18 protein-coding genes and 1 pseudogene are annotated in these 23,165 nt (G+C 63.3%); 7 read left to right on the top strand and 12 right to left on the bottom strand.

Annotated features, from left to right (window positions below; genetic code table 11):
- The first annotated feature begins 117 nt into the window (after positions 1 to 117).
- A complete protein-coding gene (locus INQ47_RS14445) occupies positions 118 to 240 on the top strand; it encodes a hypothetical protein (protein ID WP_404701967.1) in 123 nt (40 codons plus the stop codon).
- On the top strand, positions 237 to 1,430 hold the full coding sequence (locus INQ47_RS14440; RefSeq protein ID WP_392521254.1) for a hypothetical protein: 1,194 nt from the start codon (positions 237 to 239) through the stop codon (positions 1,428 to 1,430). Before INQ47_RS14445 ends, INQ47_RS14440 begins: the two co-directional genes overlap by 4 nt.
- 24 nt (positions 1,431 to 1,454) lie before the next feature.
- On the opposite strand, the gene INQ47_RS14435 is transcribed toward INQ47_RS14440, so the two are convergent.
- Entirely contained in the window at positions 1,455 to 2,792 is a 1,338-nt protein-coding gene (locus INQ47_RS14435; RefSeq protein ID WP_404701966.1) for an MATE family efflux transporter, read from the bottom strand.
- A gap of 281 nt (positions 2,793 to 3,073) precedes the next feature.
- Here INQ47_RS14435 and INQ47_RS14430 point away from each other — a divergent pair, with 281 nt between their 5' ends.
- Entirely contained in the window at positions 3,074 to 7,975 is a 4,902-nt protein-coding gene (locus INQ47_RS14430) for an alpha-2-macroglobulin family protein (protein ID WP_404701965.1), read from the top strand.
- A gap of 63 nt (positions 7,976 to 8,038) precedes the next feature.
- Here INQ47_RS14430 and INQ47_RS14425 read toward each other — a convergent pair whose 3' ends face one another.
- Entirely contained in the window at positions 8,039 to 8,332 is a 294-nt protein-coding gene (locus INQ47_RS14425) for a hypothetical protein (RefSeq protein ID WP_004577004.1), read from the bottom strand.
- A 77-nt stretch (positions 8,333 to 8,409) separates the two neighbouring features.
- Here INQ47_RS14425 and pbpC point away from each other — a divergent pair, with 77 nt between their 5' ends.
- Both pbpC and INQ47_RS14415 read left to right on the top strand, forming a co-directional pair.
- Entirely contained in the window at positions 8,410 to 10,764 is a 2,355-nt protein-coding gene (pbpC, locus tag INQ47_RS14420; RefSeq protein WP_404701964.1) for a peptidoglycan glycosyltransferase PbpC, read from the top strand.
- 92 nt (positions 10,765 to 10,856) lie between these two features.
- Positions 10,857 to 12,521: a ShlB/FhaC/HecB family hemolysin secretion/activation protein gene (locus tag INQ47_RS14415; RefSeq protein ID WP_404701963.1), complete on the top strand. Its 1,665-nt coding sequence runs from the start codon at positions 10,857 to 10,859 to the stop codon at positions 12,519 to 12,521.
- A gap of 74 nt (positions 12,522 to 12,595) precedes the next feature.
- On the opposite strand, the gene INQ47_RS14410 is transcribed toward INQ47_RS14415, so the two are convergent.
- The 8 genes from INQ47_RS14410 to INQ47_RS14375 form a co-directional block, all read right to left on the bottom strand.
- Complete coding sequence (locus INQ47_RS14410) at positions 12,596 to 13,372, bottom strand: response regulator transcription factor (protein ID WP_252461230.1); 777 nt, start codon at positions 13,370 to 13,372, stop codon at positions 12,596 to 12,598.
- Between the two features lie 119 nt (positions 13,373 to 13,491).
- Positions 13,492 to 13,962: a prepilin peptidase gene (locus INQ47_RS14405; RefSeq protein ID WP_252461229.1), complete on the bottom strand. Its 471-nt coding sequence runs from the start codon at positions 13,960 to 13,962 to the stop codon at positions 13,492 to 13,494.
- A 247-nt stretch (positions 13,963 to 14,209) separates the two neighbouring features.
- Positions 14,210 to 14,779, bottom strand: a complete 570-nt coding sequence (locus tag INQ47_RS14400) for a DUF4136 domain-containing protein (RefSeq protein WP_252461228.1) — start codon at positions 14,777 to 14,779, stop codon at positions 14,210 to 14,212.
- Between the two features lie 19 nt (positions 14,780 to 14,798).
- Positions 14,799 to 15,434, bottom strand: a complete 636-nt coding sequence (locus tag INQ47_RS14395) for a DUF4136 domain-containing protein (RefSeq protein WP_404701962.1) — start codon at positions 15,432 to 15,434, stop codon at positions 14,799 to 14,801.
- 22 nt (positions 15,435 to 15,456) lie between these two features.
- Positions 15,457 to 16,206 (bottom strand): methyltransferase domain-containing protein, encoded by a 750-nt coding sequence (locus tag INQ47_RS14390; protein WP_021783975.1) that lies wholly within the window; start codon positions 16,204 to 16,206, stop codon positions 15,457 to 15,459.
- The gene (locus INQ47_RS14385) at positions 16,203 to 16,508 is read right to left on the bottom strand and encodes a MazG-like family protein (RefSeq protein ID WP_252461226.1); all 306 of its coding nucleotides are present in this window, start codon (positions 16,506 to 16,508) and stop codon (positions 16,203 to 16,205) included. Before INQ47_RS14385 ends, INQ47_RS14390 begins: the two co-directional genes overlap by 4 nt.
- Positions 16,509 to 16,585: 77 nt before the next feature.
- Positions 16,586 to 17,437, bottom strand: coding sequence for a MaoC family dehydratase (locus INQ47_RS14380; RefSeq protein WP_404701961.1), 852 nt, complete (start codon positions 17,435 to 17,437; stop codon positions 16,586 to 16,588).
- A 2-nt stretch (positions 17,438 to 17,439) separates the two neighbouring features.
- A complete protein-coding gene (locus INQ47_RS14375; protein WP_404701960.1) occupies positions 17,440 to 18,792 on the bottom strand; it encodes a 3-oxoacyl-ACP reductase in 1,353 nt (450 codons plus the stop codon).
- A 117-nt stretch (positions 18,793 to 18,909) separates the two neighbouring features.
- Between INQ47_RS14375 and INQ47_RS14370 the strand changes: the two genes are divergently transcribed.
- Together INQ47_RS14370 and INQ47_RS14365 are read left to right on the top strand one after the other, a co-directional pair.
- Entirely contained in the window at positions 18,910 to 20,187 is a 1,278-nt protein-coding gene (locus INQ47_RS14370) for an acetyl-CoA C-acetyltransferase (protein ID WP_404701959.1), read from the top strand.
- A gap of 89 nt (positions 20,188 to 20,276) precedes the next feature.
- Positions 20,277 to 21,056 carry a helix-turn-helix transcriptional regulator gene (locus tag INQ47_RS14365; RefSeq protein WP_021783980.1) on the top strand — a complete coding sequence of 260 codons (780 nt, stop codon included), beginning with the start codon at positions 20,277 to 20,279 and terminating at the stop codon, positions 21,054 to 21,056.
- A 95-nt stretch (positions 21,057 to 21,151) separates the two neighbouring features.
- On the opposite strand, the gene INQ47_RS14360 is transcribed toward INQ47_RS14365, so the two are convergent.
- Positions 21,152 to 21,880 (bottom strand): methyl-accepting chemotaxis protein, encoded by a 729-nt coding sequence (locus INQ47_RS14360; RefSeq protein ID WP_404702007.1) that lies wholly within the window; start codon positions 21,878 to 21,880, stop codon positions 21,152 to 21,154.
- Between the two features lie 129 nt (positions 21,881 to 22,009).
- Positions 22,010 to 22,897: pseudogene (locus INQ47_RS14355) on the bottom strand (sensor histidine kinase); the annotation flags it as partial.
- Between the last annotated feature and the right edge of the window lie 268 nt (positions 22,898 to 23,165).

The following is a 23,165-nucleotide window of genomic DNA, read 5'->3' as shown; positions in this document are numbered from 1 at the left end:
CCAATCCAATTTCCTGGGGGCAGGTAAGCAAGTATTCAGATCGATTCAAACTCACTTGGCAGAGGCTGGCCGATGGGACTTGAAGGTGTCCGTGAAGCCGCGCGGAGGAAATCGACAATGCTTGCAATCGAACTGGAGTATGCCGTCAGCCCTGCATATGATTATCTGTTGGCCCTTCATCGCGATCAGTTCTGGCACCATCAATTGTTCATGATGGGTATTCTGGAGCACCGCGTGTGATCAGTAACGCCGGCCTTCTGCTCGCCTCAATCCTGGCCGCCTGTATTTTCTTCCATCCGAGAGTGCTCGGTTCTCGGCTTTGGCGCGCCACGGTGACGCCACTGGCCTCTATTATTGGATCTGGCTTCCTGGTCGCCGGACCGATCTTGGCGGGAACGTTCAGTGGTGCAGCGTGGCTTGCCATGTTGGCTCTTTGCCTCGTCGGTTACCTATACGGCGCAGTGATGCGTCACAACATTCGTTATGTGGAGCCCAATTTGGGGGCGCTGCCACCTACGGCCGCGCTTATTGAACGTGCCTGCGACTTAGTGCTGTCGCTCGCCTATTTCGTGTCTGTTGCCTACTACCTCAACCTGTTCGCAGCTTTCGGCCTGCGGATTGTGGGTGTAGAAGACCGGTTTTCCGTGCGCATTGTCGCCTCCGTCGCGATTGCCACCGTTGGCCTGATTGGACTATCGGGTGGCCTGCGTGCACTTGAGCGTATCGAGGTCAATGCGGTCGGTCTCAAACTTTCCGTCATTTTCGGAATTATCGTGGCGCTTATTTTGTTTGCATCAACCTATCATCCTGTTTCGGCTCAGGTTGAGTCGCAGGCCGGGTTTGGCAAGTTCCAGATTTTATTAGGTCTCATCGTACTGGTGCAGGGCTTCGAGACATCCCGGTATTTAGGCGCCGAATACAATCTGGAGACACGTATCCGAACGATGCGCTATGCGCAGTTGATATCAACGTTTGTCTATGTCGGGTTCGTTTTTCTTGTGACGCATTTGTTTTGTGACCGCCCGCAGGCCATAGGGGGCGAGACGGCGATTATAGACATGCTTCGCCCGGTTGGCGCCGCAGTCGCACCACTGCTGATTGCGGCAGCCCTTGCTTCCCAGTCGTCGGCGGCGATCGCCGACATGAATGGCGCAAGCGGCTTGCTTGCTGAGGCAACGCATAGCCGCATATCCGTAAATGCGGGAAGCCTGGTGACGGCGCTCGTTGCGATCGGCATAACCTGGGGCGCTAGCATTTACGAGATCATCACCTACGCATCAAAGGCGTTCGTCGCCTATTACGCTTTGCAGTCGCTACAAGCGATCCTGTCATCGCTGCGCCGCAATCAATTCGCCAAAGCCGCGATGTTTGCTGCTGGGCTTTTGATTGCCGTCTGCGTCATGCTGCTCGGAAAACCGGTCGCAAGCTAGGAGGGCAAAGTACTACCCCCAGCGTCACTGAACCCAGAGCCCTTTTTCCTGCAACCGCCACCCCACCCACCCCAACGTCAACGCCCGCAATCCCATGAACCCGAGAAACGCCAACCATAATCCATGGTTGCCAAACCCGCTCATGGCCACCGCCACGGGCAATGCCACCAGCACCGACGCCAGCATCGCATTACGCATTTCCCGCGCCCGGGTCGCGCCGATGAACAACCCATCCAGCAAGTAACTCCACACCGCGATCAACGGCAGTAACGCCAGGTAGGGCAAATACGGATAAGCCGCCGCCCGCACACTTTCGATGTCGGTCTGCAAGTCGATGAACAGGTGCCCACCCAGCAGGAACAGCCCGGCAAAGCCCAGGCTGGTGATCAGCGACCAGCCGCAGGCCACCACCAGCGAGCGACGTAGGGTGTCGCGGTCACGGGCGCCAATGGCATGGCCGCACAAGGCCTCTACAGCGTGGGCCAGGCCATCGAGTGCATAAGCAGTCAGCAGCAGGCCGTTGAGCAGCAGGGCGTTGGCTGCCACCGTGGCCTCACCCAAGCGCGCGCCCTGCACGGTGATCAGCAGGAACACCAGTTGCAGCGCCAGGCTGCGCAGGAAGATGTCGCGGTTCACCGCCAGCAGTGGCCTCCAGGCCTGCCAGCGCTTGAGCGCTGCCCACACGATCTGCCCCGGGTAGGCCCGCAGGGCCGGACGGGTCAAGGCCAGGCCGAGCAGGGCGGCACTCCATTCGGCAATCACCGACGCCCGCGCCGAGCCCAGTACGCCCCAGTCCAGGCCCAGCACGAACCACAGGTTCAAGGCGATGTTCAGCAGGTTGGTGGTCAGCAGGATTGCCAGTGGAGCCCTGGCGTTCTGGGTGCCGAGGAACCAGCCGACCAGCGCGTAACTGGCCAGCGCCGCAGGCAGGCCAAGCAGGCGGGTATGGAAGAAGTCTTCGGTGGATTGCTGCAGGGCTGCGCTGGGTTGCATCGCATGAAGTGCCAGCTGGCTGAAGGGCAAGGCTAGCAGGCCGATCAACAGGGCGAAGCCGACCGCCAGCAGCAGCCCTTGCACCAGTACCTGGCGTAACGCTGCACCGTCGCCACGGCCGGCAGCCTGAGCAGCGAAGCCGGTGGAGCCCATGCGCAGGAAGCCCATCAGGCCGACCATGAAGGTGAACAAGGTGGCGCCCACGGCCACGGCGCCCAGCTGGTGGGCGTGCGGAAGATGGCCGATGACCGTGCTGTCGACCAGCGCCACCAGCGGTACCGAGATGTTGGACAGGATCATCGGCGCGGCCAGCACCCAGACCTTGCGGTGGGTGGGGCGGTGGCGCCAGTCGGCAGCGAGTTGGGGCATGTGCATTCCATGAGATTTTGGGGCCGCTGTGTGCCCCTTCGCGAGCTTGCTCGCCCCCACAGGAAAGTGTTGCTCTTGCGGCCGACGCCAAACCTGTGGGAGCGGGCAAGCCCGCGAAGGGGCGCAACGCGGCCCCCTTTTAACGAATGGCCACAGTGTACCGACCAGGCAACCATTTAGCGCGACCATGGTCTGACCTGGCGCGCAACGCCGGGTGCTGTACCTGACGTTGCGCTATAGTTGCTGCCCTCACGTACACGCTGCCCAAGAGTTCCTATCTCATGTTCAACAAAGGATTGTTGCTGGCCTGCGCGCTGGCGTTGCTCAGTGCCTGTGACTCTTCCACGCCAGGCAAACCGGCGCCGGTCGAGAAAACCGTGGCGCCCGCGCCCGCCGAAGCTTCCGCCCCCAAGCGTGAGGACCCGGCCTTGCTCGCCAAGCGCTATGAGGGCCGCGAACTCACGGTGTTGGACGTATCGGAAGTGCAGCTCGATGGCGCGGCAACGCTGTCAGTCAGCTTTTCCGTACCGCTGGATGCCAAGCAGGACTTCACCAACAAAGTTCACCTGGTAGATACCGTCAAAGGCAAGCTCGACGGAGCCTGGGAACTCTCCGACAACCAGATGGAGCTGCGCTTGCGCCACCTGGAGCCGCAGCGCAAGCTGGTGCTGACCGTCGACAAGGGGCTGCTGGCAGTCAATGGCAAGCAGCTGGACAGCGAGTCGATCACCCGCCTGGAAACCCGCGACATGCAGCCGACCATCGGCTTTGCCAGCCGCGGCTCGCTGCTGCCTACGCGTCTGGCCGAAGGCCTGCCGGTGATTGCCCTGAACGTCGACAAGGTGGATGTCGAGTTCTTTCGCGTCAAGCCAGACATGCTCTCGACCTTCCTGGCCAACTGGGGGCGCAACAGCAGCCTGTACTACTACCAGTCCAAGGAAACCCTGGACATGGCCGAGCTGGTCTACAGCGGCCGCTTCGATCTCAACCCGGCACGCAACACGCGTGAGACCGTGTTGTTGCCGATTGCCGGCATCAAGCCGTTGCAGGCGCCAGGCGTGTACCTGGCTGTGATGCGCGCCTCGGGTACCTACGATTATTCTCAGCCGGCAACCCTGTTCACCCTTAGCGACATCGGCGTGTCGGCCCACCGCTACCGCGACCGGATCGACGTGTTTGCGCAAGCCCTGGAAGGCGGTAAAGCGCTGAGCGGCGTCAACCTGGAAATCCATGATGAAAAGGGCAAGCTGCTGGCCCAGGCCACTACCGATGGCAAGGGGCATGCCCAGCTGCCGATCACGCCCAAGGCCGATACCCTGATCGCCACCCAGGGCGTGCATACCACGTTGCTGCGCCTGAACACCGCAGCCCTGGACCTGGCCGAATTCGACATCACCGGGCCTCAGGCCAACCCGCTGCAGTTCTTCATCTTCGGCCCGCGTGACCTGTACCGCCCGGGTGAGACGGTGCTGCTCAACGGCCTGCTGCGCGACCAGGACGGCAAGCCGGTCAAAGCCCAACCGGTGAGCGTGGAAGTGCGTCGCCCGGATGAACAGGTGAGCCGCAAGTTCGTCTGGGAAGCCGACAGCAATGGCTTGTACCAGTACCAGTTGCAATTGGCCACCGAGGCCCCGACGGGCCGTTGGCAACTGCTGCTCGACCTGGGGGGCGGGCGCAAGCAGGTCTATGAATTTCTTGTCGAAGACTTCCTGCCCGAGCGCCTCGCGCTGGAACTCAAGGGCAGCAGCAAACCGCTTTCGCCGGATGAAGATGCGCGCATCCAGGTCAATGGCCGTTACCTCTATGGCGCCCCGGCCGCCGGCAACCGCCTGAGCGGTCAGGCCTATGTACGCCCGTTGCGCGAGGCGGTACCGGCGTTGCCTGGTTACCAGTTCGGTTCGGTCACCGAAACCGATCTGAACCAGGACCTGGAACTGGACGAAGTCACCCTTGACCAGGCCGGCAAGGCGGTGGTCGATATCGAAAGCCGTTGGGCCGAAGCCCGCTCTCCGCTGCAACTTACCGTGCAGGCCAGCCTGCAGGAGTCGGGTGGCCGGCCGATCACCAGGCGCCTGGAGCAGCCTATCTGGCCGGCTGAGCGCCTGCCGGGCCTGCGAGGCCTGTTCGAAGGTGAGGAAACTGATAGCAACGGGCCGGTGGAATTTGAATTTCTGGTGGCCGACCGCGACGGTCACAAACTGGCGGCCGATGCGCTCAAGGTGCGCCTTGTTCGTGAACGCCGCGATTACTACTGGAATTACTCGCAAAGCGACGGCTGGAGTTATGCCTACAACGAGAAATTCCTGACCCAGAACGAAGAGACGATCAGCGTCAAGGCAGGTTCCACTGCCAAGCTCAGCTTCCAGGTTGAATGGGGCCCTTACCGCGTCGAGGTGGAAGACCCGCAGACCGGTCTGGTATCCAGTGAGCGCTTCTGGGCCGGCTATCGTGCCCAGGACAACGCTGAGGGCGGCGCGGTGCGACCGGACCAGGTCAAGCTGGCGCTGGACAAACCCTCCTACGCCGATGGCGCTACCGCCAAGGTCACCGTCACCCCGCCCGCTGCGGGCAGCGGCTACCTGATGATCGAGTCCAGCGATGGCCCGCTGTGGTGGCAGGAAATCGATGTGCCCGCCGAAGGCAAGACCTTTGACGTGCAACTGGACAAGGCCTGGGCCCGTCACGATCTGTACATCAGCGCGTTGGTTATCCGCCCTGGTGAGCGCAAGGCCAATGCCACGCCCAAGCGCGCCGTGGGCGTGCTGCACCTGCCGCTGGACCGCGCCGAGCGCAAGCTTGCGCTGAGCCTGCAGGCACCGGAGAAAATGCGCCCGAAACAGCCGTTGACGGTGAAGATCAAGGCCGCCAACGCCGATGGCAGCGTGCCCAGGCAGGTGCATGTGCTGTTGTCGGCGGTGGACGTGGGCATCCTCAACATCACCGATTTCAAAACCCCCGACCCGTTCGCCAGCCTGTTCGGGCGCAAGGCCTATGGTGCCGATCAACTGGACATCTACGGCCAACTGATCGAGGCCGGGCAGGGCCGCCTGGCCAGCCTGGCATTCGGTGGTGACGCAGCGATGGCCAAGGGGGGCAAGCGACCCAACACTACGGTAACCATCGTTGCCCAGCAGAGCCTGCCGGTGACGCTGGACGACAAGGGTGAGGGCCAAGCCACAGTCGATATCCCCGACTTCAACGGCGAACTGCGGTTGATGGCCCAGGCCTGGACCGAAGAGCACTTCGGCATGGCTGAAGGCAAGACCGTGGTCGCCGCACCGTTGATTGCCGAGCTTTCGGCCCCGCGCTTCCTGGCCGGTGGCGACCGTACCAGCCTGGCACTGGACCTGGCCAACCTGTCTGGCCGCGCCCAGCAACTGAACGTCGAAATCACCACAGAAGGGCAACTGAGCTTGGCGGCCAACGCCGTGCAGAGCGTTAACCTGGCCGAAGGGCAGCGCTCGACGCTGATGATTCCGGTGCAGGCCCAGGGTGGTCTGGGGCAGGGCAAGGTGCATGTCCGGGTGACTGGCCTGAAACTGCCGAACGAGCCGATCACAGCGTTCGAGCGTGAGTGGACGCTGGGCGTGCGCCCGGCCTACCCGGCAATGCTCAAGCACTACCGTGTGGCTCTGAAGGACCAGCCGTGGACCCTGCCCGAAGCAGACCTGGCCGCCTTCGAACCCGCTGGCCTTGAAGCCAGCCTGGCCTTGTCGAGCCGACCGCCGCTAAACCTTGCCGAGCAGATTCGCGCGCTGCAAGCCTACCCCTACGGCTGCCTCGAACAGACCACCAGTGGCCTGTACCCCTCGCTGTACGCCGATGCCGACAGCCTCAAGCGCCTGGGCATCAAGGGCGAGCCGGCGGATGTGCGCAAGCGCAAGATCGAAATGGGCATCGAGCACTTGCTGGGGATGCAGCGCTACAACGGCAGCTTTGGCCTGTGGAGTTCGGACAGCGAAGAAGAGTACTGGCTCACCGCCTATGTTACCGACTTCCTGCTGCGTGCCCGTGACCAAGGTTACGGCGTGCCTGCCGAGGCACTGAAGAAGGCCAGTGAGCGCCTGCTGCGTTACCTGCAGGAACGCAACCTGATCGAAGTCGACTACAGCGAAAATGCCGACCACACGCGCTTTGCCGTGCAGGCCTATGCGGCGCTGGTGCTGTCGCGCAGCCAGCAGGCGCCGTTGGGTGCCCTGCGCGGCCTGTTCGAACGTCGCGCCGATGCACGTTCCGGTCTGCCGCTGGTACAACTGGCGGTGGCGCTGGACAAAATGGGCGACAAACCGCGTGCCGAGCAAGCCTTGCAGGCGGGCCTAGGCATCAGCCGGGGCAAAGGCTGGCTGGCCGATTACGGCAGCGCCCTGCGTGACCAGGCGCTGATCCTGGCGCTGCTACAGGAAAGCAACCTGGCCAGCAGCCAGGTCGATCAGCGCCTGTTCGCCTTGTCGGATGAACTGGCGGCCAACCGTTGGCTGTCGACCCAAGAGCGCAATGCACTGTTCCTCGCTGGCCGTGGCCTGCTGGGCAAGCCGGAAGGCCAGTGGCAGGCACGCCTGGACAGCGCGGGTGAAGTGCGCGAGTTGAACAATGCCGAGGCCGGCATGAAGCTGGAAGGTCCGTTACTGGCCTCGCCACTGAGCGTGCAGAACGAGGGCAGTGAGACGTTGTACCAGCAGCTGACTCTGTCGGGCTACCCACGACAGGCGCCTGCTGCTGGCGGCAACGGCCTGCAGATTCGCAGAGAGTACCTGGGCATGAATGGCCAGCCGCTGGACGTGCACAACCTGCGCAGTGGCGACCTTGTGCTCGTGCACCTGGCGCTGAAAGCCGAGGACCGCGTGCCGGACGCGCTGGTGGTGGACCTGCTGCCGGCAGGCCTGGAGCTGGAAAACCAGAACCTGGCTCAAAGCGCGGCCAGCCTGGACAACGCCAGCACTGCAGTGAAGGCGTGGCGCGAGTCGATGCAGAACGCCAGCGTGGTGCATCAGGAGTACCGTGATGACCGTTATGTTGCCGCGCTCAAGCTTGACGGCTATGGCACCACCCACCTGCTGTACCTGGCGCGAGCGGTGACACCGGGCACTTACCGCGTGCCGCCGCCGCAGGTCGAGTCTATGTATCGGCCGAACTTGCAGGCCGTGGGGGATGGGCAAGGGGAGATGACCGTGAAAGCCCGCTGACGCAGCACGCTTATCTGCAGGAGCAGCCGTGTGCTGCTCCTGCAAGGGTATGCCATTGTGCGTTCAGTGAATCACCCAGCTCATCACCCACAACCCCAGCACCAGCCAGATGATCCCGAGGATGATCGAGGCGCGCATGAATGCGCGGATTGCCGAGTACAGCAGCATCAGGCCGATGATCAGGGCCAGGATACTCAGCAGCGAGGTGTCCATGCCCAAGGTGCGCGACAGACCATCGATGAAGTTGCCACCGGCATTGGCCAGCAGGTTGAACAGCCCGCTCAATGCGTCGACGATGAAGCGGATCAACGACCCCAGTGCCTGGCCCAGCCATTCGAAAAAACCTTCTACATGCATAGTTGCTTCCTGATGAAAAACTCGGCGAGGTTGTCGTCCCAAAGCCTTTGGCCATTACCTGGCCAGGTCGGTTCCCGATGCCAAGCTTAACGCGACCATGCAGCCGTGCGGGCAGGTTGTTGCGTGCTGCTTTGATCGGTTTGCTGGTGCTGGGCGGCCTGTTCTGGCTGGCTGATCGTATCTGGCCGTTGCCGATGCCGGGTGACGACCTGGCCCGGGTAGTGCTGGCCGAAGACGGCACGCCGTTGTGGCGCTTTGCTGATGCTGATGGCGTGTGGCGCTACCCCGTAAGCCCCGAAGAGGTTTCGCCGCTTTACCTGCAGGCCTTGCTGACTTACGAGGACCGTTGGTTCTACAACCACCCAGGGGTCAACCCGCTGGCCTTGGCCCGCGCGGCCTGGCTGAACCTGCGCGGCGGGCGTGTCGTGTCGGGCGGCAGCACATTGTCGATGCAGGTTGCACGCCTGCTCGACCCGCACGACCGTACCCTGGTTGGTAAACTGCGCCAGCTATGGCGCACGTTGCAGCTGGAATGGCACTTGTCCAAGCGCGACATCCTGCAGATCTACCTGAACCGCGCACCTTTCGGCGGCACGCTTCAGGGCGTGGCGGCAGCCAGCTGGGCGTACCTGGGCAAGTCCCCCTTGCACCTGACACCTGCTGAAGCGGCACTGCTGGCCGTGCTGCCCCAGGCACCCAGCCGGCTGCGCCCGGACCGCCACCCCGAGCGTGCCCAACGTGCCCGGGACAAGGTGCTGCAGCGCCTGGCTGAATACCAGGTATGGCCGGCCCAGCAAATCCGCGAGGCGGCCGAGGAGCCGCTGGTGCTGGCGCCGCGGCAGGAGCCGGCCCTGGCGCCATTGCTGGCCCGGCGCCTGAACCGCGCGGACAGCCCGCCGCTGATCCGCACCACGCTTGACGCTGCGCTTCAGCGGCGCCTCGAAGACTTGCTGCTGGGCTGGCGCGCACGGCTGCCGGAGCGTACCTCGGCCGCCATTCTGGTGGTTGAAGCGCAGACCATGGCGGTGCGCGCGTACCTGGGCTCGGTAGATTTGTCTGATGAGCGCCGCTTTGGCCATGTCGACATGGTGCGCTCGCTACGTTCGCCCGGCTCCACCCTCAAGCCTTTTCTCTACGGCATGGCGCTGGACGATGGCCTGATCCATTCCGAATCGCTGTTGCAGGATGTTCCGCGACGCTACGGCGACTACCGCCCCGGCAACTTCTCCATGGGTTTCAGCGGGCCGGTGTCGGCCAGCTCGGCGCTGGCCCTGTCGCTCAACCTGCCCGCCGTGCAATTGCTGGAAGCCTACGGCCCGAAACGCTTTGCCGCGCAACTGCGCATGGCGGGCATGCCGCTGATACTGCCGCCCCTTGCCGAGCCCAACCTGTCGTTGATCCTGGGCGGTGCCGGCAGCCGGCTGGAAGACTTGGTTGGTGGCTACGCGGCGCTGGCGCGGGGGGGTAACAGTGCGCAGGTGCGCTTACAGCCACAGGCCCCCTTGGTGGAGCACCGGTTGCTGTCGCCAGGGGCGGCGTGGATCATCCGGCGTATCCTCAGTGGCCAGGCGCGCCCGGACCGTGACCCGCACGCCGAACTGGTGCAGCGCCCGAAATTGGCCTGGAAAACCGGCACCAGCTACGGCTTTCGCGATGCCTGGTCGATTGGCGTGGGGCCGCGCTACCTGATCGGCGTATGGATTGGCCGCCCCGACGGTACGCCGGTACCCGGGCAGTTCGGCCTGGCGTCGGCAGCGCCGCTGATGTTGCAGGTGCACGATCTGTTGAGCAATCGCGACAGCCAACGCGGCATCAGCGTACCGGTAGAGCGGGTACCTGCGAATATCGGCGTTGCGGCGATCTGTTGGCCGCTGGGCCAACCGATGAGCAAGCAGGACACCAACTGTCGGCGTCAGCGCTTTGCATGGACCCTGGACGGCACCACGCCGCCAACCTTGCAGGCAGCCGACCAGCCGCTGGGCCTGGGCTTGCGCGAAACAGTGTGGGTCAACGAGCAGGGCCTGCGGGTCGATGGTAGCTGCCCGGGCGCCAGGGCTCGTGACATCGCCCTGTGGCCGGCGCCGCTGGAGCCGTGGCTACCCCGTGTCGAGCGGCGCACGGCACGTTTGCCGGCCATCGACCCGACCTGCCCGCCGCAGGCGCCGGCCAGTGCACCACCGCTGTCGATTGTCGGCGTGCGCCCAGGCGACAATCTGCGCCGCCCGGCCACCAGCACTGAGCCGTTGCAATTGCAGGTATCTGCCTTGGGGGGTGGCGGACGGCGCTGGTGGTTCCTCAACGGCCGACCGTTGGGCGAAACCCAAGGGCAGGACAGCCTGTTGCTGCGTTTGCCACAGGTCGGACAGGCCGAACTCAGCGCGCTGGACGAAAGCGGTCAGACGGCGCGGGTGGCGTTCCAGGTCAGCGAGTAGGTGTTCGACGGCAGCCGGGCCAGCACCTACGCTTGCAAGTGACGGGTGTGACCAGCTGGTGCCCCGCAACCCATGGGAACATGGAGTGCCCTATGCGTCCTCTGGTCGTGCCCCTGATGTTGCTGCTTTGGGCACTTGCTGCCCACGCCGAGCCGTTGCCGGCGTTTCTCGACAGCCATGAATACGACCGGCGTCTGCCCAGCGCCAACCTGCCGATGACGGACTACTACCCTGTGCGCCCCAGCATACGGCTGGCAGGGACGGCTATCGACAACCCTGGCTGGGCCCCGGCCAACACCCGGCTGGTACTGCATAAAGTGCGCTTCGAGGGCGGCACGGTGTTCCCCTTGGGCGACCTGCGCGAACACTATCAGCCGCTGATCGGGCGCGACACCACGCTGGGTGAATTGCAGCAATACACCCAGCGCCTGACCCAACGCTACCGGCAGGAGGGCTACTTGCTGTCATATGCCTACCTGCCGCCTCAGGATGTGGCTGATGGCAGGGTCAACGTGGTGCTGGTCGAAGGTTACGTACGTGATTACCGCGTGGATGGCGATATTGGACCGGCCAATGAGTATTTGCAGCAGTTGCTGGCGCGCATTGAGGCCGAGCGCCCACTGACCCGCGAAACGCTGGAGCGCTATCTGGGCCTGGCTACGCGCATGCCAGGGGTCGTGGTAGAGGCCGAACTGGCAATGGCGCGGGCTGCCGATGGTGTCGCCCAACTGACCGTGCATGCACGGCGCAAGCCGCTCAGCGCCGCTGTGACCGTGGCCGACTCCAGCCGTGATGCTGCACAGGCCCTGATCACCGTAGCCAGCAATGCCCAGACCCGCCATGGCGAACGCGTAACGGCCAGCTGGCTGCTGCCCCCTGGCAATGACCGGGTCTACTACCAGCGTCTAGATTACAGCCAGTACCTGGACGCCGCCGGAAGCCAACTGCTGCTGTCGGCGTCGCGCTACCGCAGCGAGCCCGGCACGCGCATACGTTTGGACGATGGCCGCGATATCACCCGCAAGCACGACAGTGAGCGCTATGCGATCGGCCTGCGTCAGCCGGTGGTTGTAGGGCCCAATGAGTGGCTGGCGGTGCAGGGCCACGTGTATTCAGTCAGTGAGCATGGTGAAGACCGGATGGCCGAACAGCCACCGTCCCGCAAGTACGACACCTATGTGCGGGCGCTGTCATTCGAAGGTGACTGGCGCAAGGTGGAGCAGGGGCGTTTGCGTATCGTCAGTGCCGGGGTCCATCAGGGGCTGGACTACCTGGGAGCACGCAGCGATGCTGACTACGATCTCGATTTCCTGCGCTTGCGGCTTTCCGGTCTGCAGAGCGACAGGCTGTTGGATAACTGGCAGGGGGTGGTATCCGGTGCGTTGTACTGGAGTGACGATCGCTTGCCCGACAGTGAGCGTGCGGGGTTTGGCGGGCAGAATTTCGGGCGTGGCTACCCGCGCGATCAGGCGGACGGTGACAAGGGCTGGGGTGTGGCTTACGAGCTTAACTACAGCATGCGAAGTAGCTGGCTTGCGCGGGTTCAGCCCTATGCGGTGGTGGATACCGCACAGGCCTGGCATAACCGGGGACCGGTGGAGGACGCCCATCTGGCTTCGGTGGCGCTGGGTGTGCGGTTAGGGGGTGGGCATATGTTCAATGTGGCGCTGGAAGTGGCCAAGCCGTTGGCGGATGTGGCACTGGATAGCCTGGACCGTGGGCCTCGGCTGTCGTTGAACCTGGCGATCCAGTTGTAGCAGGCAACTATGGGCTTGCAGGAGCAGCCTTTCGCAGCGCTAGGCCGCTCCAGAATGGTGTGCCGAGCCTTCACTCAATGGGTCGTGAACCGCTGGTGCACGGGCGACGAGCTAGGGGTCAGCGCCAGAGCCAATTGGGTGCGGTTGTGCATATGCGTCAAACGCAATACCTGAGATACATACAGCTTCACGGTGTTTTCGGTAATGCCCAGTTCGCAGGCGATCTGGTAATTGGTCTTGCCCTTGCTAACCAGGCGCGCCACTTCCAGTTGGCGTGGTGACAGTTTCTCGAACGCTGCTGGTAGCTCGCTTTCGCTTTCTTCTGCATCACTGGCACGCCGGTGGGTGCCTTGGCCACGGGCTTTTTCCAGGTCCTGATACAGTTCGTCCACCGACTCGGCCAGTTCCTGCAAGCGCTGGTTCAATCCACCCAGATCACTGAGGTTGCGCCGCCGCTCCAGCAAGGCCTCTTCCTGCCGGCGGACGCCTGCCAGCAGTTCATCGAGGTCCATCGGCTTCTGGTAGTAATCGGCAAAACCTTCGCGTATCGCCCGGATCAAGTCCTGTTTCTCGGCACGCCCTGTCAACATGATGGCTTCGAACGTGCGCTGGCTGCCGTTGATTTCCTTCAAGGCGCGCACCAGCTCGATGCCATCCCGATCTGGCATGTGCAGGTCACAGATGAGCAAGCCGATGGTCGGGTCTGCCACATAGTGCTCGATGGCTTCGTCGGTTGAGAGGGCTGTAACGCAGGCATAGCCCTTGGTTTGGAGGAATTCACTCAGTTGCTCGACAATGACCGGTTGGTCATCAACTACCAACACCTTTACTTCACTCACTGATCTGGACACGATCAACTCCCTGTTCTTATACGGCCCTGCTCCCGTGCCAGACGCTCTGGCAGTTTAAAAGTAGTCGCACCAGGCGAAAATGTACAAGGCGTGTACAAGTAACCGGATCACTGGAAGGCTTATTGGATCCATACGGCCGTCAGAAGAAAACCTGATAACACATAGGGGACGAATGCCTGCTTATCACCCATTTCCTCGGTCAGTTCCTGCAAACGTTTTTTCACTTTGGGGTTGAGCAGAGTCCACAGACGCCGGCGGGTCAGTAGCCAGACCAGCACACTGACACCCGCGCCAATGAAGGTGCCGAGCACATACTGCGGGCTGGTGGCCAGGGCCAGGGCCCCCATCAGCTTGACGTCGTCGGCGCCGAAGCGGCCGAGCATGTAGCCTGGCAAGGTCAGCAGCATGACGATGGCCAGCGCCCAGCCGGCCTCGCTGGCATCGGCGCCTATCCAGCTGTGACCGGTGCTGAACAGCCAGGCCAAGGCGCAGCTAGCCACCCCCAGGGTCAGCACGTTGGAGATCTGGCGTTGACGCACATCCTGTTCGGAGCACAAGGCAAGCCACAGCAGGAGAACAATGCTTTGCATTGGCAGGTCGCCTTTCCCAAATGTTGAACACTTCTACCCGGTCAGTCAGGTTTCCTTAAATGAAGATAGACGGGAACGTGCGGGGGAGTGCAGTTGGCAATAGAAAAAGGCGCTGTCGAAATGGATTTTGTCGCAGCTGACACAGGCCTGGCAGGGGTTGCAGTCGTACTTGGAATCGCGATCCCTGTGGGCGCGGGTTCAGCCGCTCCCACAGTGCCATGGTGCATGCAAAAGCCGCGTTCTAGCGCTATTTTTTGCTCCCCGGTGGGTAGTTTCCCAGCACCTTGGCCACGGTATTCTGGATAGCGCTGTTACGTTCTTCCGGGCTTGGCGGGTAGTTGTTCATGATCTGCTCGGCACTGCCGCGCCATACCAGCTTGCCGTCACGCCCATCGAAAAGGTCGACCTGAATGGTGGCGACCTTGTAGTCGACACTGCGGGTTTCGTTGTACATCGGGCCACCCCAGTAGCCGCCCCAGTAGCCACCCCAGCCACCGCCGTAGTTGGTGGTGATCTGTTGTTGGCGCTGTTCCACGATCAGGTACGTGCGTACTGTCAGGTCCGGCCGCGCTCCGCCTTGTACCGGACGCAGGCCACGCTGGTCGAGTTGCTCTGCCACCGCCTGGCGAATGCGTTGCTCGGTAAGGTCGCTTTTGATCCGTGGGTCATCCGGGCGGTACTGCAGGCCTGGCTCCTGCCATGCCCAGCTACGGTAGGCGGCAAAATCGCGGCTGGCATCGAAATCCTGCTGGACGTTGTTGCTCGAGCAGGCAGCGAGCAACAACGCGAATGACAGTAGAACGAGACGGCGCAACATGATGGTTCTCCGTTAGCTATTAACTGGGAGGATAGCCGCTGAGCGCCTTGTGCACAGAATCGCGCAAGGCACTTTCGCGCTCGCGGGGCGAGTCCTTGTTGCTGCTGCTTTCGGCGCTTGAGCTCCAGACCGGCTGACCGCTGCGGGCGTCGTACAGGTCGATGCGCACCACCAGGACTTCGACCTCGTAGGTACGCACGATGGGCACGCTGGCATAGCCCCCATAGCCATGGCGATAGCCGCCATAGCCCACGCCACCATAAGGGTACGGCCCGTAGTAGGGGTCGTAGCTGTCGTAGTCACGCACTTGGCGCAAGCGTTTTTCCAGGCGCATACCGGCGCTCACCAGCAAGTCGCCAGGGCCTGCGCGAGAGGGGCGTAGGCCATGCTGGTCGAGCGCACCGCTGACGGCATCGGCCAGTTGCGCCGGGTCGGCACCCACAGCGCCGCTGGGCAACTGGCCGTTACGCCAGCTCCAGCTGCGGTAGTGCCCATAATCACGAGCGGGCGCAGGGTATGCACTGGCGTCGAAGGTGTTGGCCGCCTGGGCAGGGGCCGGTGGTAACGGGCGGCTGCTGGCCACATACGGGTTGCTGCCCTGGCAGGCAGCCAGGGCTATGGGCAGCAGGGCCAGGCACAACAGACGGTACGGCATGTGTTCCTCACGGCGCGGCGGATTAGCGGGGGCGGCAAACCCAGTGCAGGTAGCGGCCAAGCCCGGCGAAGCTGGGGTGGCGACGGTGGGCCAGTTCCATTTCCAGCAGGTCGAGCAGCTCGGCCTTGCCCTGGAATTCCTTGGGCATATAGTCGTGAAACACCCGCACGCCGCTTTCGCTTTCAACCTGCCACATAGGCTCAAGTTGCGCCTTGAGTTCGCGTGGATCAAGCGGTTTCTGTGGGGTCAGGCTCTGTTTTTCACCTTCCAGCCGGTTGCTGCGCAACTTGCGGAAATGGCCCTTGAGCAGGTTGCGATAGACCAGGGCGTCGCGGTTGTAGAAGGCCAGCGATAACCAACCGCCGGGGGCCGTGAGCTGGTGCAGCACCGGCAGGATGCTCTCGGGTTCGGCCAGCCATTCGAGCACGGCGTGGCAGAGCACCAGGTCGTAGCGCTCGGTCAGTTGGCCGAGCAGGTCTTGCCAGGGCGCCTGGATGAAAGTCGCGGTCTGGCCGGCTTCGGCAAAGCGCGCTCTGGCGCCGTCGAGCATGGGCGCCGCGGGTTCGGCCAGGGTCAGCTGGTGGCCGCGCTCGGCCAGCCACAAGGCCATGTGGCCCAACCCGGCGCCGATGTCGAGGATGCGTAGCGGGCGGTCGGGTAGCGCTTCGGCCAGGTCGGCCTGCAACACCGCCAGGCGTATCGCACCCTTGGCGCCGCCATAGATCTTTTCGGCAAAGCGGGTGGCCAGCTCATCGAAATGACGATCGTTCATCGGGCGAAGCGCCTCTCGCTGTCGGCCAGCTTGGCACGCACCACCTGGTCCATGTCCAGACCCAGTTCGCTGCACAGCAGCAACAGGTAGAGCACCACGTCACCGACTTCCTGGCCGGCGTGGGCCAGTTTGTCGGCAGGCAGTTGGCGCGATTCGTCCTCGCTCAGCCACTGGAAGATTTCTACCAGCTCGGCCATTTCGACGCTGGCGGCCATGGCCAGGTTCTTCGGGCTGTGGAAGCCGCGCCAGTCGTTGGTATCGCGGATCTGATGCAGGCGTTGGGTGATTTCTTGCACGTTCATCGGGGGTCTCCTATGGCTGCATAGCTTCTGCCCAGGCCCGATGCAAAGCAAGCGTATACCGCCAGGACAGGCCCGGCCTACAGGCACTCCCAACGGCCGACCATATGCAGCACGCCCCCGTGCCCATCCAGGCGCAGTTGGCCCGAAGGGCCCGCTTCACTGGCACTGAGCACCACCTCCGAAGGCAACCTTACCGGCTTGCGGAAGTCCACCTCAAAGGCATAGCCACTGTGCGGCAGGTGCCCGCGCAGCGCGGCCAAGGCCATGGCCTTGGTCCACATGCCATGGGCAATGGCCCTTGGGAAGCCGAACAACCGCGCACTGACCGCGCTGAGGTGGATAGGGTTGTAATCCCCGCACACCTTGGCATAACGCCGGCCGATATCACTGTCGGCATACCAGCGGGTTGCCTCGGGCAATGGATCAGGCTCAGTGTCGGCGGGCTCACTTGCCTCGCCTTCCAGCGCCAAGCCACGCACCAACATGCGGCTGGTCTCTCGCCAGAGCAGGCCGATGCCATCTTCAGCCTCGGTGACCAGGTCGAAGGTGCCGCCTTTGGCATGGCGCTGCAGGTTGTGCGCGTACACCGCAAAGTGCAGCCCTTCGACAGCACCAAGGGGGCGCAGCACTTCGATGCGGTTGTGCAGGTGTACCAGGCCAAGCAGCGGGAAGGGGAAATCATCGGCAGTCATCAGCTGCAATTGCAGGGCAAATGCCATCACATGGGGATAAGTCCCTGGCAGGCGGCCATCATCGGGAAAGTGGCAAAGCCTTCGATACGCCCCCAGGTTGCCTGGCTGAACCCGAATGAAACAGCGCAGGCCATCTTCCGGCAGCCGGTCGCCGCTGATGGTGCGTTTGCTGGCTGCGCGCAGGTACAGGCTGGCGCGGGCGGCCGGGTTGTGCAGATCGTGCCATTGTCGGCTCATGCTCAAGCTCCCATCAGTGCCTGACCGCACACCCGCAGCACCTGGCCGTTGACCGACCCGGAGCCTGGCTGGCTGAGCCACGCAACGGCTTCGGCGACGTCCTGCGCGCGCCCACCCTGGCCCAACGAACTCAAGCGCCGCCCTGCCTCGCGCAGGCCCATGGGCATGGCTGCAGTCATGTGGGTTTCGATGAAACCGGGGGCGATGGCGTTGATGCTGCCACCGCGCTCGGCGAGTCGTGGTGCCCAGGCCTGGGCCAGGCCGATCAGCCCGGCCTTGCTCGCGGCATAGTTGGCCTGCCCGCGGTTGCCGGCAATGCCGCTGACCGAGGCCAGCAGGGTGATGCGCGCGTCTTCCCCCAGTGCGCCATTGTCATACAGCGCCTGGGTGAGCACCTGCGGTGCCTTGAGGTTAACGGCCAGCACGGCGTCCCAGTATTCCGGAGTCATGTTGGCCAGTGTCTTGTCGCGAGTGATACCGGCGTTGTGCACCACGATATCGATGCCGTCGGGCAGGGCTGCGAGCAGTTGCGTTGCCGCATCGCTAGCGCATATATCCAGTGGCAGTGCCTTGCCGCCGAGGCGTGCAGCGAGGGCGTCGAGGTCCTGGCTGGCCTGCGGTACATCCAGCAGCAGTACATCGGCGCCGTCCCGTGCCAAGGTTTCCGCAATGGCGGCGCCGATACCGCGCGCAGCCCCCGTGACCAGCGCACGGCGACCGCCCAGTGGGCGGGTCCAGTCTTCCACCTGGCTGGTGCAGGCTTGCAGGCGCAGAACCTGGCCAGAGATGAAGGCACTCTTTGGCGATAGGAAGAAGCGCAAGGCGCCTTCCAGCTGATCTTCGGCACCGGGGGCGACATACAACAGCTGGGCAGTAGCGCCATTGCGCAGTTCCTTGGCCAGTGAGCGGCTGAAGCCCTCAAGGGCACGCTGTGCAACGCTGGCCAGTGGGTTGTCGAGGCCTTCCGGTGCAAGGCCTAATACCAATACATGGGCGCATGGGGCCAGACTGCGTAGCAGCGGCTGGAAAAATTCACGCAACTGCTTCAGTGCATCGCTGTCGGACAAGTGACTGGCATCGAATACCACGGCCTTGATTTTCGGCCCCAGGCCGGCCACCCAGGCTTCAGCCTGCAGGTTGTCGGCATTGAAGCTGTATACCTCGTCAGTGAGGCGCGGGGCGATGGCTTCGACCTGCTTCGCCAGTGGCCCGCCACCCAGTACCAGGGCACCTTCTACCGGGCGCAGGCGGCCAGCCTGCCAGCGCTCCAGTGGCGCCGGGCGTGGCAGGCCAAGGGCATCCACGAGGCGGCGGCCGAGATTGGAGTTGGCAAAACCGAGGTAGCGATCGCTCATGAGGGGTCTCCCGAAAGGCAAGCTTGAAAGTGTGGACCAACTTTGCGGCAGGGTCGTTCGAATGCGGTAAAAACACCTAGGCTGTACCGATTAAATTGTTTCAGGAGGAACCAGCGCATGCGTTCAACTCGCCGGGTCGCGATCCTGGGCGGCAACCGGATCCCTTTCGCCCGCTCCAATGGCGCCTACGCCACGGCCAGCAACCAGGCGATGCTAACGGCCGCGCTTGAAGGCTTGATCGAACGCTATTGCCTGCACGGGCTGCGGTTGGGCGAGGTGGTGGCCGGTGCCGTGCTCAAGCACTCGCGCGACATGAACCTGACCCGCGAGTGCGTGTTGGGTTCGCGCCTGTCTGCGCAGACCCCGGCCTACGACATCCAGCAGGCCTGCGGTACCGGGCTGGAGGCTGCGCTGCTGGTGGCCAACAAGATTGCCCTGGGGCAGATCGACTGCGGTATTGCTGGCGGTGTCGATAGCACCTCCGATGCGCCCATCGCCGTCAACGAAGGCTTGCGCCATATATTGCTGCAGGCCAACCGTGGCAAAAGCCTTGGCGAACGGTTAAAGCCCTTCCTCAAGCTGCGGCCTCATCACCTGAAACCCGAACTACCACGCAATAGCGAGCCGCGCACCGGGTTGTCGATGGGCGAGCATTGCGAACGCATGGCCCATACTTGGCGCGTTGGCCGCGCCGAGCAGGACGAATTGGCGCTGCTTAGCCACCAGAAGCTGGCCGCTGCCTATGCCGAGGGTTGGCAGGACGACCTGTTGACGCCGTTTCTTTCGCTGACACGGGACAACAACCTGCGCCCCGATCTGAGCCTTGAGCAGTTGGCCAGACTCAAACCAGCCTTTGACCGCAGCGGGCAGGGCTCATTGACGGCGGGTAATTCCACGCCGTTGACCGATGGTGCATCGCTGGTGCTGCTGGGCAGCGAGGCGTGGGCGCAGCAGCAGGGGTTGCAGGTGCTTGCCTATCTGGTCGATGGCGAAACGGCTGCGGTGGATTTTGTCACGGGGCGCGAAGGGTTGTTGATGGCGCCTGTGTATGCCGTGCCGCGCTTGCTGGCACGCAATGGCCTGACGCTGCAGGACTTTGACTATTACGAAATCCACGAAGCCTTTGCTGCCCAGGTGCTGTGCACGCTCAAGGCCTGGGAGGATGCCGACTACTGCCGTGAGCGGTTGGGCCTGGAGGCGCCGCTTGGCGCGATCGACCGTAGCAAACTCAATGTCAAGGGCAGTTCGCTGGCGGCCGGGCACCCGTTTGCGGCAACCGGTGGGCGGATATTGGCCAGCCTGGCCAAGCTGCTGGCGACGGCGGGTAAGGGGCGCGGGCTGATTTCGATCTGTGCGGCAGGCGGGCAGGGGGTGACCGTTATCGTCGAGCGCTGAAGCACCTCCAGGGTAACTGCAGAGGCGGCGAGTGCCTCAATCATGATCCAGCTGTTAGGCTTGTCTGGTCAGAACTAAAAGAAGAAACCATGCCGATCATCGGACACCCCCGCGCTATCCCCGCGCTGGAACACCTGCCCAGACCGCTCTACGCCCGTGCCGAAAGCCTCGGCGCCGGCTCCTGGACCACTCGCCACCAGCACGACTGGGTACAGTTTTCCTATGCCATCAGCGGCGTACTTGGCGTGTACACACGCGACGGCAGTTACTTTGCCCCTCCGCAGTGGGGGGTATGGATCCCTGCCGATGCCGAGCATGAAGTGGTCACCTCGATGCAAGCCGAGATGCGCAGCCTGTATGTGCGCCGCGATGCCTGCCCATGGGCGCCGGAACAATGCCGGGTGCTGGAAGTGACGCCGCTGGCGCGCGAGCTGATCAAGCAGTTTTGCCTGTTCCCGGCTGATTACCCAGAAGACGACAGCGCTGAGGCGCGTCTGGTGGCGGTGCTGCTCGACCAGTTGCGCACCTTGCCGGAAGTCGGTTTTTCGCTGCCGTTGCCCCGCCACCCTGGTTTGCTGGCGCTGTGCAATGGCTTGATCGCTGCACCAGACCAGTCGCAGACCTTGCAGCAATGGGCGCGGGAGCTGGGGTGTTCGGAGAAGACGCTGATGCGGCTGTTTCAACGGGAAACCGGGTTGAGCTTTCGTAATTGGCGCCAGCGCATGCGGCTGTTGTCTTCGCTGGCGTTGCTGGAGGCGGGGGAGAATGTGACCGAGGCGGCGCTGGGGTGTGGGTATGACTCCACCTCGGCCTACATTGCGGCGTTCAAGCAGCTGTTTGGCGCGACACCGGGGGAGTTGAAGCTTTAGTTTACGGTTACCTGTGCCGGCCTCTTCGCGGGTAAACCCGCTCCTACAGAGGGCGCGTTACCACCCGCGAAAGGGCTGGCACAGGTCATACATCATCAGGTGCGGAACCTGCGCACCAGCGTATCCAGCTCATTGGACAGCCCGGCCAGGCTCTCGGAGTCCTGGCGCGCGGCCTGGGCCAGCTCGGCCACCAACTGCGCATCCCCGTGAATCTGGCTGATGTGCCGGTTGATATCCTCGGCCACCTGATGCTGCTCTTCGGCCGCCGTGGCGATCTGGGTGTTCATGTCGCGGATCACGTCCACCGAGTCACGGATCTGCCCGAAGCTGTCGCGGGCCAGGCCAATACGGCTCACCGACTGCTGCGAAACTTCCAGGCTGGCGTGCATCTGCTCGGCCACTTCGGCGGTACGGCTGGCCAGGTTGCCCAGCAAACCGTCGATTTCGGCGGTGGAGTCGGCAGTACGCTTGGCCAGCGCCCGCACTTCGTCGGCCACCACGGCAAAGCCACGGCCCTGCTCACCGGCACGGGCCGCTTCGATGGCGGCGTTGAGGGCCAGCAGGTTGGTTTGTTCGGCAATCGAACGGATGGTGCCGAGGATCGACTGAATGGCGTTGCTGTCACGCTCCAGCTGTTGGATCGACTGCGCCGATTGCTCGATTTCGTGGCTCAGGCGATCAACGCTGTGTACCGCCGCATCGATCTGCTGCTGGCCTTCGCGGGCCTGCTGCTGGCCGCTGTCGGCCGACTGCGCCGCCTGGCTGCAGGAGCGTGCCACTTCATTGGCGGTGGCGACCATTTCGTGGAAAGCAGTGGAAACCATGTCCACGGCTTCGCGCTGGCGGCCGGCCGCCTCGGCCATGTCGCTGGAGACGCGGGTCGAGCTGCTGGACGTGCTGAGGATCTTGCTGGCAGCAGCGCCGATATGCTGGATCAGGCTGCGAATGGCACCGAGGAACTGGTTGAACCAGCTGGCCAGTTGCGCGGTTTCGTCGCGGCCGCGGATTTCCAGGTTGCGGGTCAGGTCACCCTCACCTTGGGCAATGTCTTCCAGGCCATTGGTGACACTGTTGATCGGGCGCACGATCAGCTTGGCAAAGGCCGCACCGACCACCGCGAACAGCGCGGCCAACACCACAGCGACGATGCCGATCAGCCAGGTGAGCCGGGTGGTGGTCTGCATCACTTCGCTTTGCTCGATCAGGCCGATGAAGGTCCAGCCCAGTTGCTGGTCGGGGTAGACGTTGGCCATGTAGTGCACGCCATTGAGTTCGACCTCGACCAGGCCTTTGCCGGCTTTGGCCAGCTTGGCGTAACCGTCGCCAAAGCTTCCCAGCTGCTTGAAGTTGTGGGCGGCGTCGCGTGGGTCGACCATCACGTTGCCGTTGCTTTCCACCAGCATCAGGTAGCCGCTTTCGCCCAGTTTGATCTGCTTGACGATCTCGGTCAGGCCCTTGAGCGACACGTCGATGTTGACCACGCCGCCGGGGTTGCCCAGCTGGTTGGCCACGGTGCGCACGGTGCTGACCAGCACCGCATCGTCGGCGGCCCAGTAGTAGGCGCCGGTGCGCAACGTCTTGCCAGGGTTAGCCATGGCAAGTTGGTACCAGGGGCGCGTGCGTGGGTCATAATTGACAAACTTCTGGCCGGCCGGCCAGCCAGTGTAGCCGCCGTCATTCACCCCGTAGGACAGGTAGGCGTAGGCGGGATGTGAGTTGGCCAGGCGGGTCATGAAGTCGAGTATTTTGCTGGCCTGCTCGCCCAGTTCGTAGGACGGGGTTGCGCTCATGTACTTGTTCAGCTCGCTACCCGTGGCGGCGACCATCGGCTGGGATGCCATGTACTCGACGTTCTGGTTGATCCCCTGGAAGAAGATGTTCATCGCGTTGCTGACCTGGCGGATTTCCCGGCTGCTGCTGTCGAGGAATCCATCGCGGGCTTCGCCGCGCAGGTTGATGACCACCAAGGTGGCCACGAGAACGATGGGCAAGCCGGCGATGACCGCGAATGCCCAGGTCAGTTTCTGTTTGATGTTCATCGACGCTCCCGGAACTTTTATTTTTGACACACGAGGCAGGTAGCAACTACATCGGCAGCATCCGGGTTTA

The sequence above is a fragment of the Pseudomonas sp. 3HC3 genome, assembly GCF_044904505.1.
In the GTDB taxonomy this organism is placed as follows: domain Bacteria; phylum Pseudomonadota; class Gammaproteobacteria; order Pseudomonadales; family Pseudomonadaceae; genus Aquipseudomonas; species Aquipseudomonas putida_Y.
The sequence above is the reverse complement of the archived record's forward strand: the minus strand, read 5'-3'. Positions and strand labels throughout refer to the sequence as shown.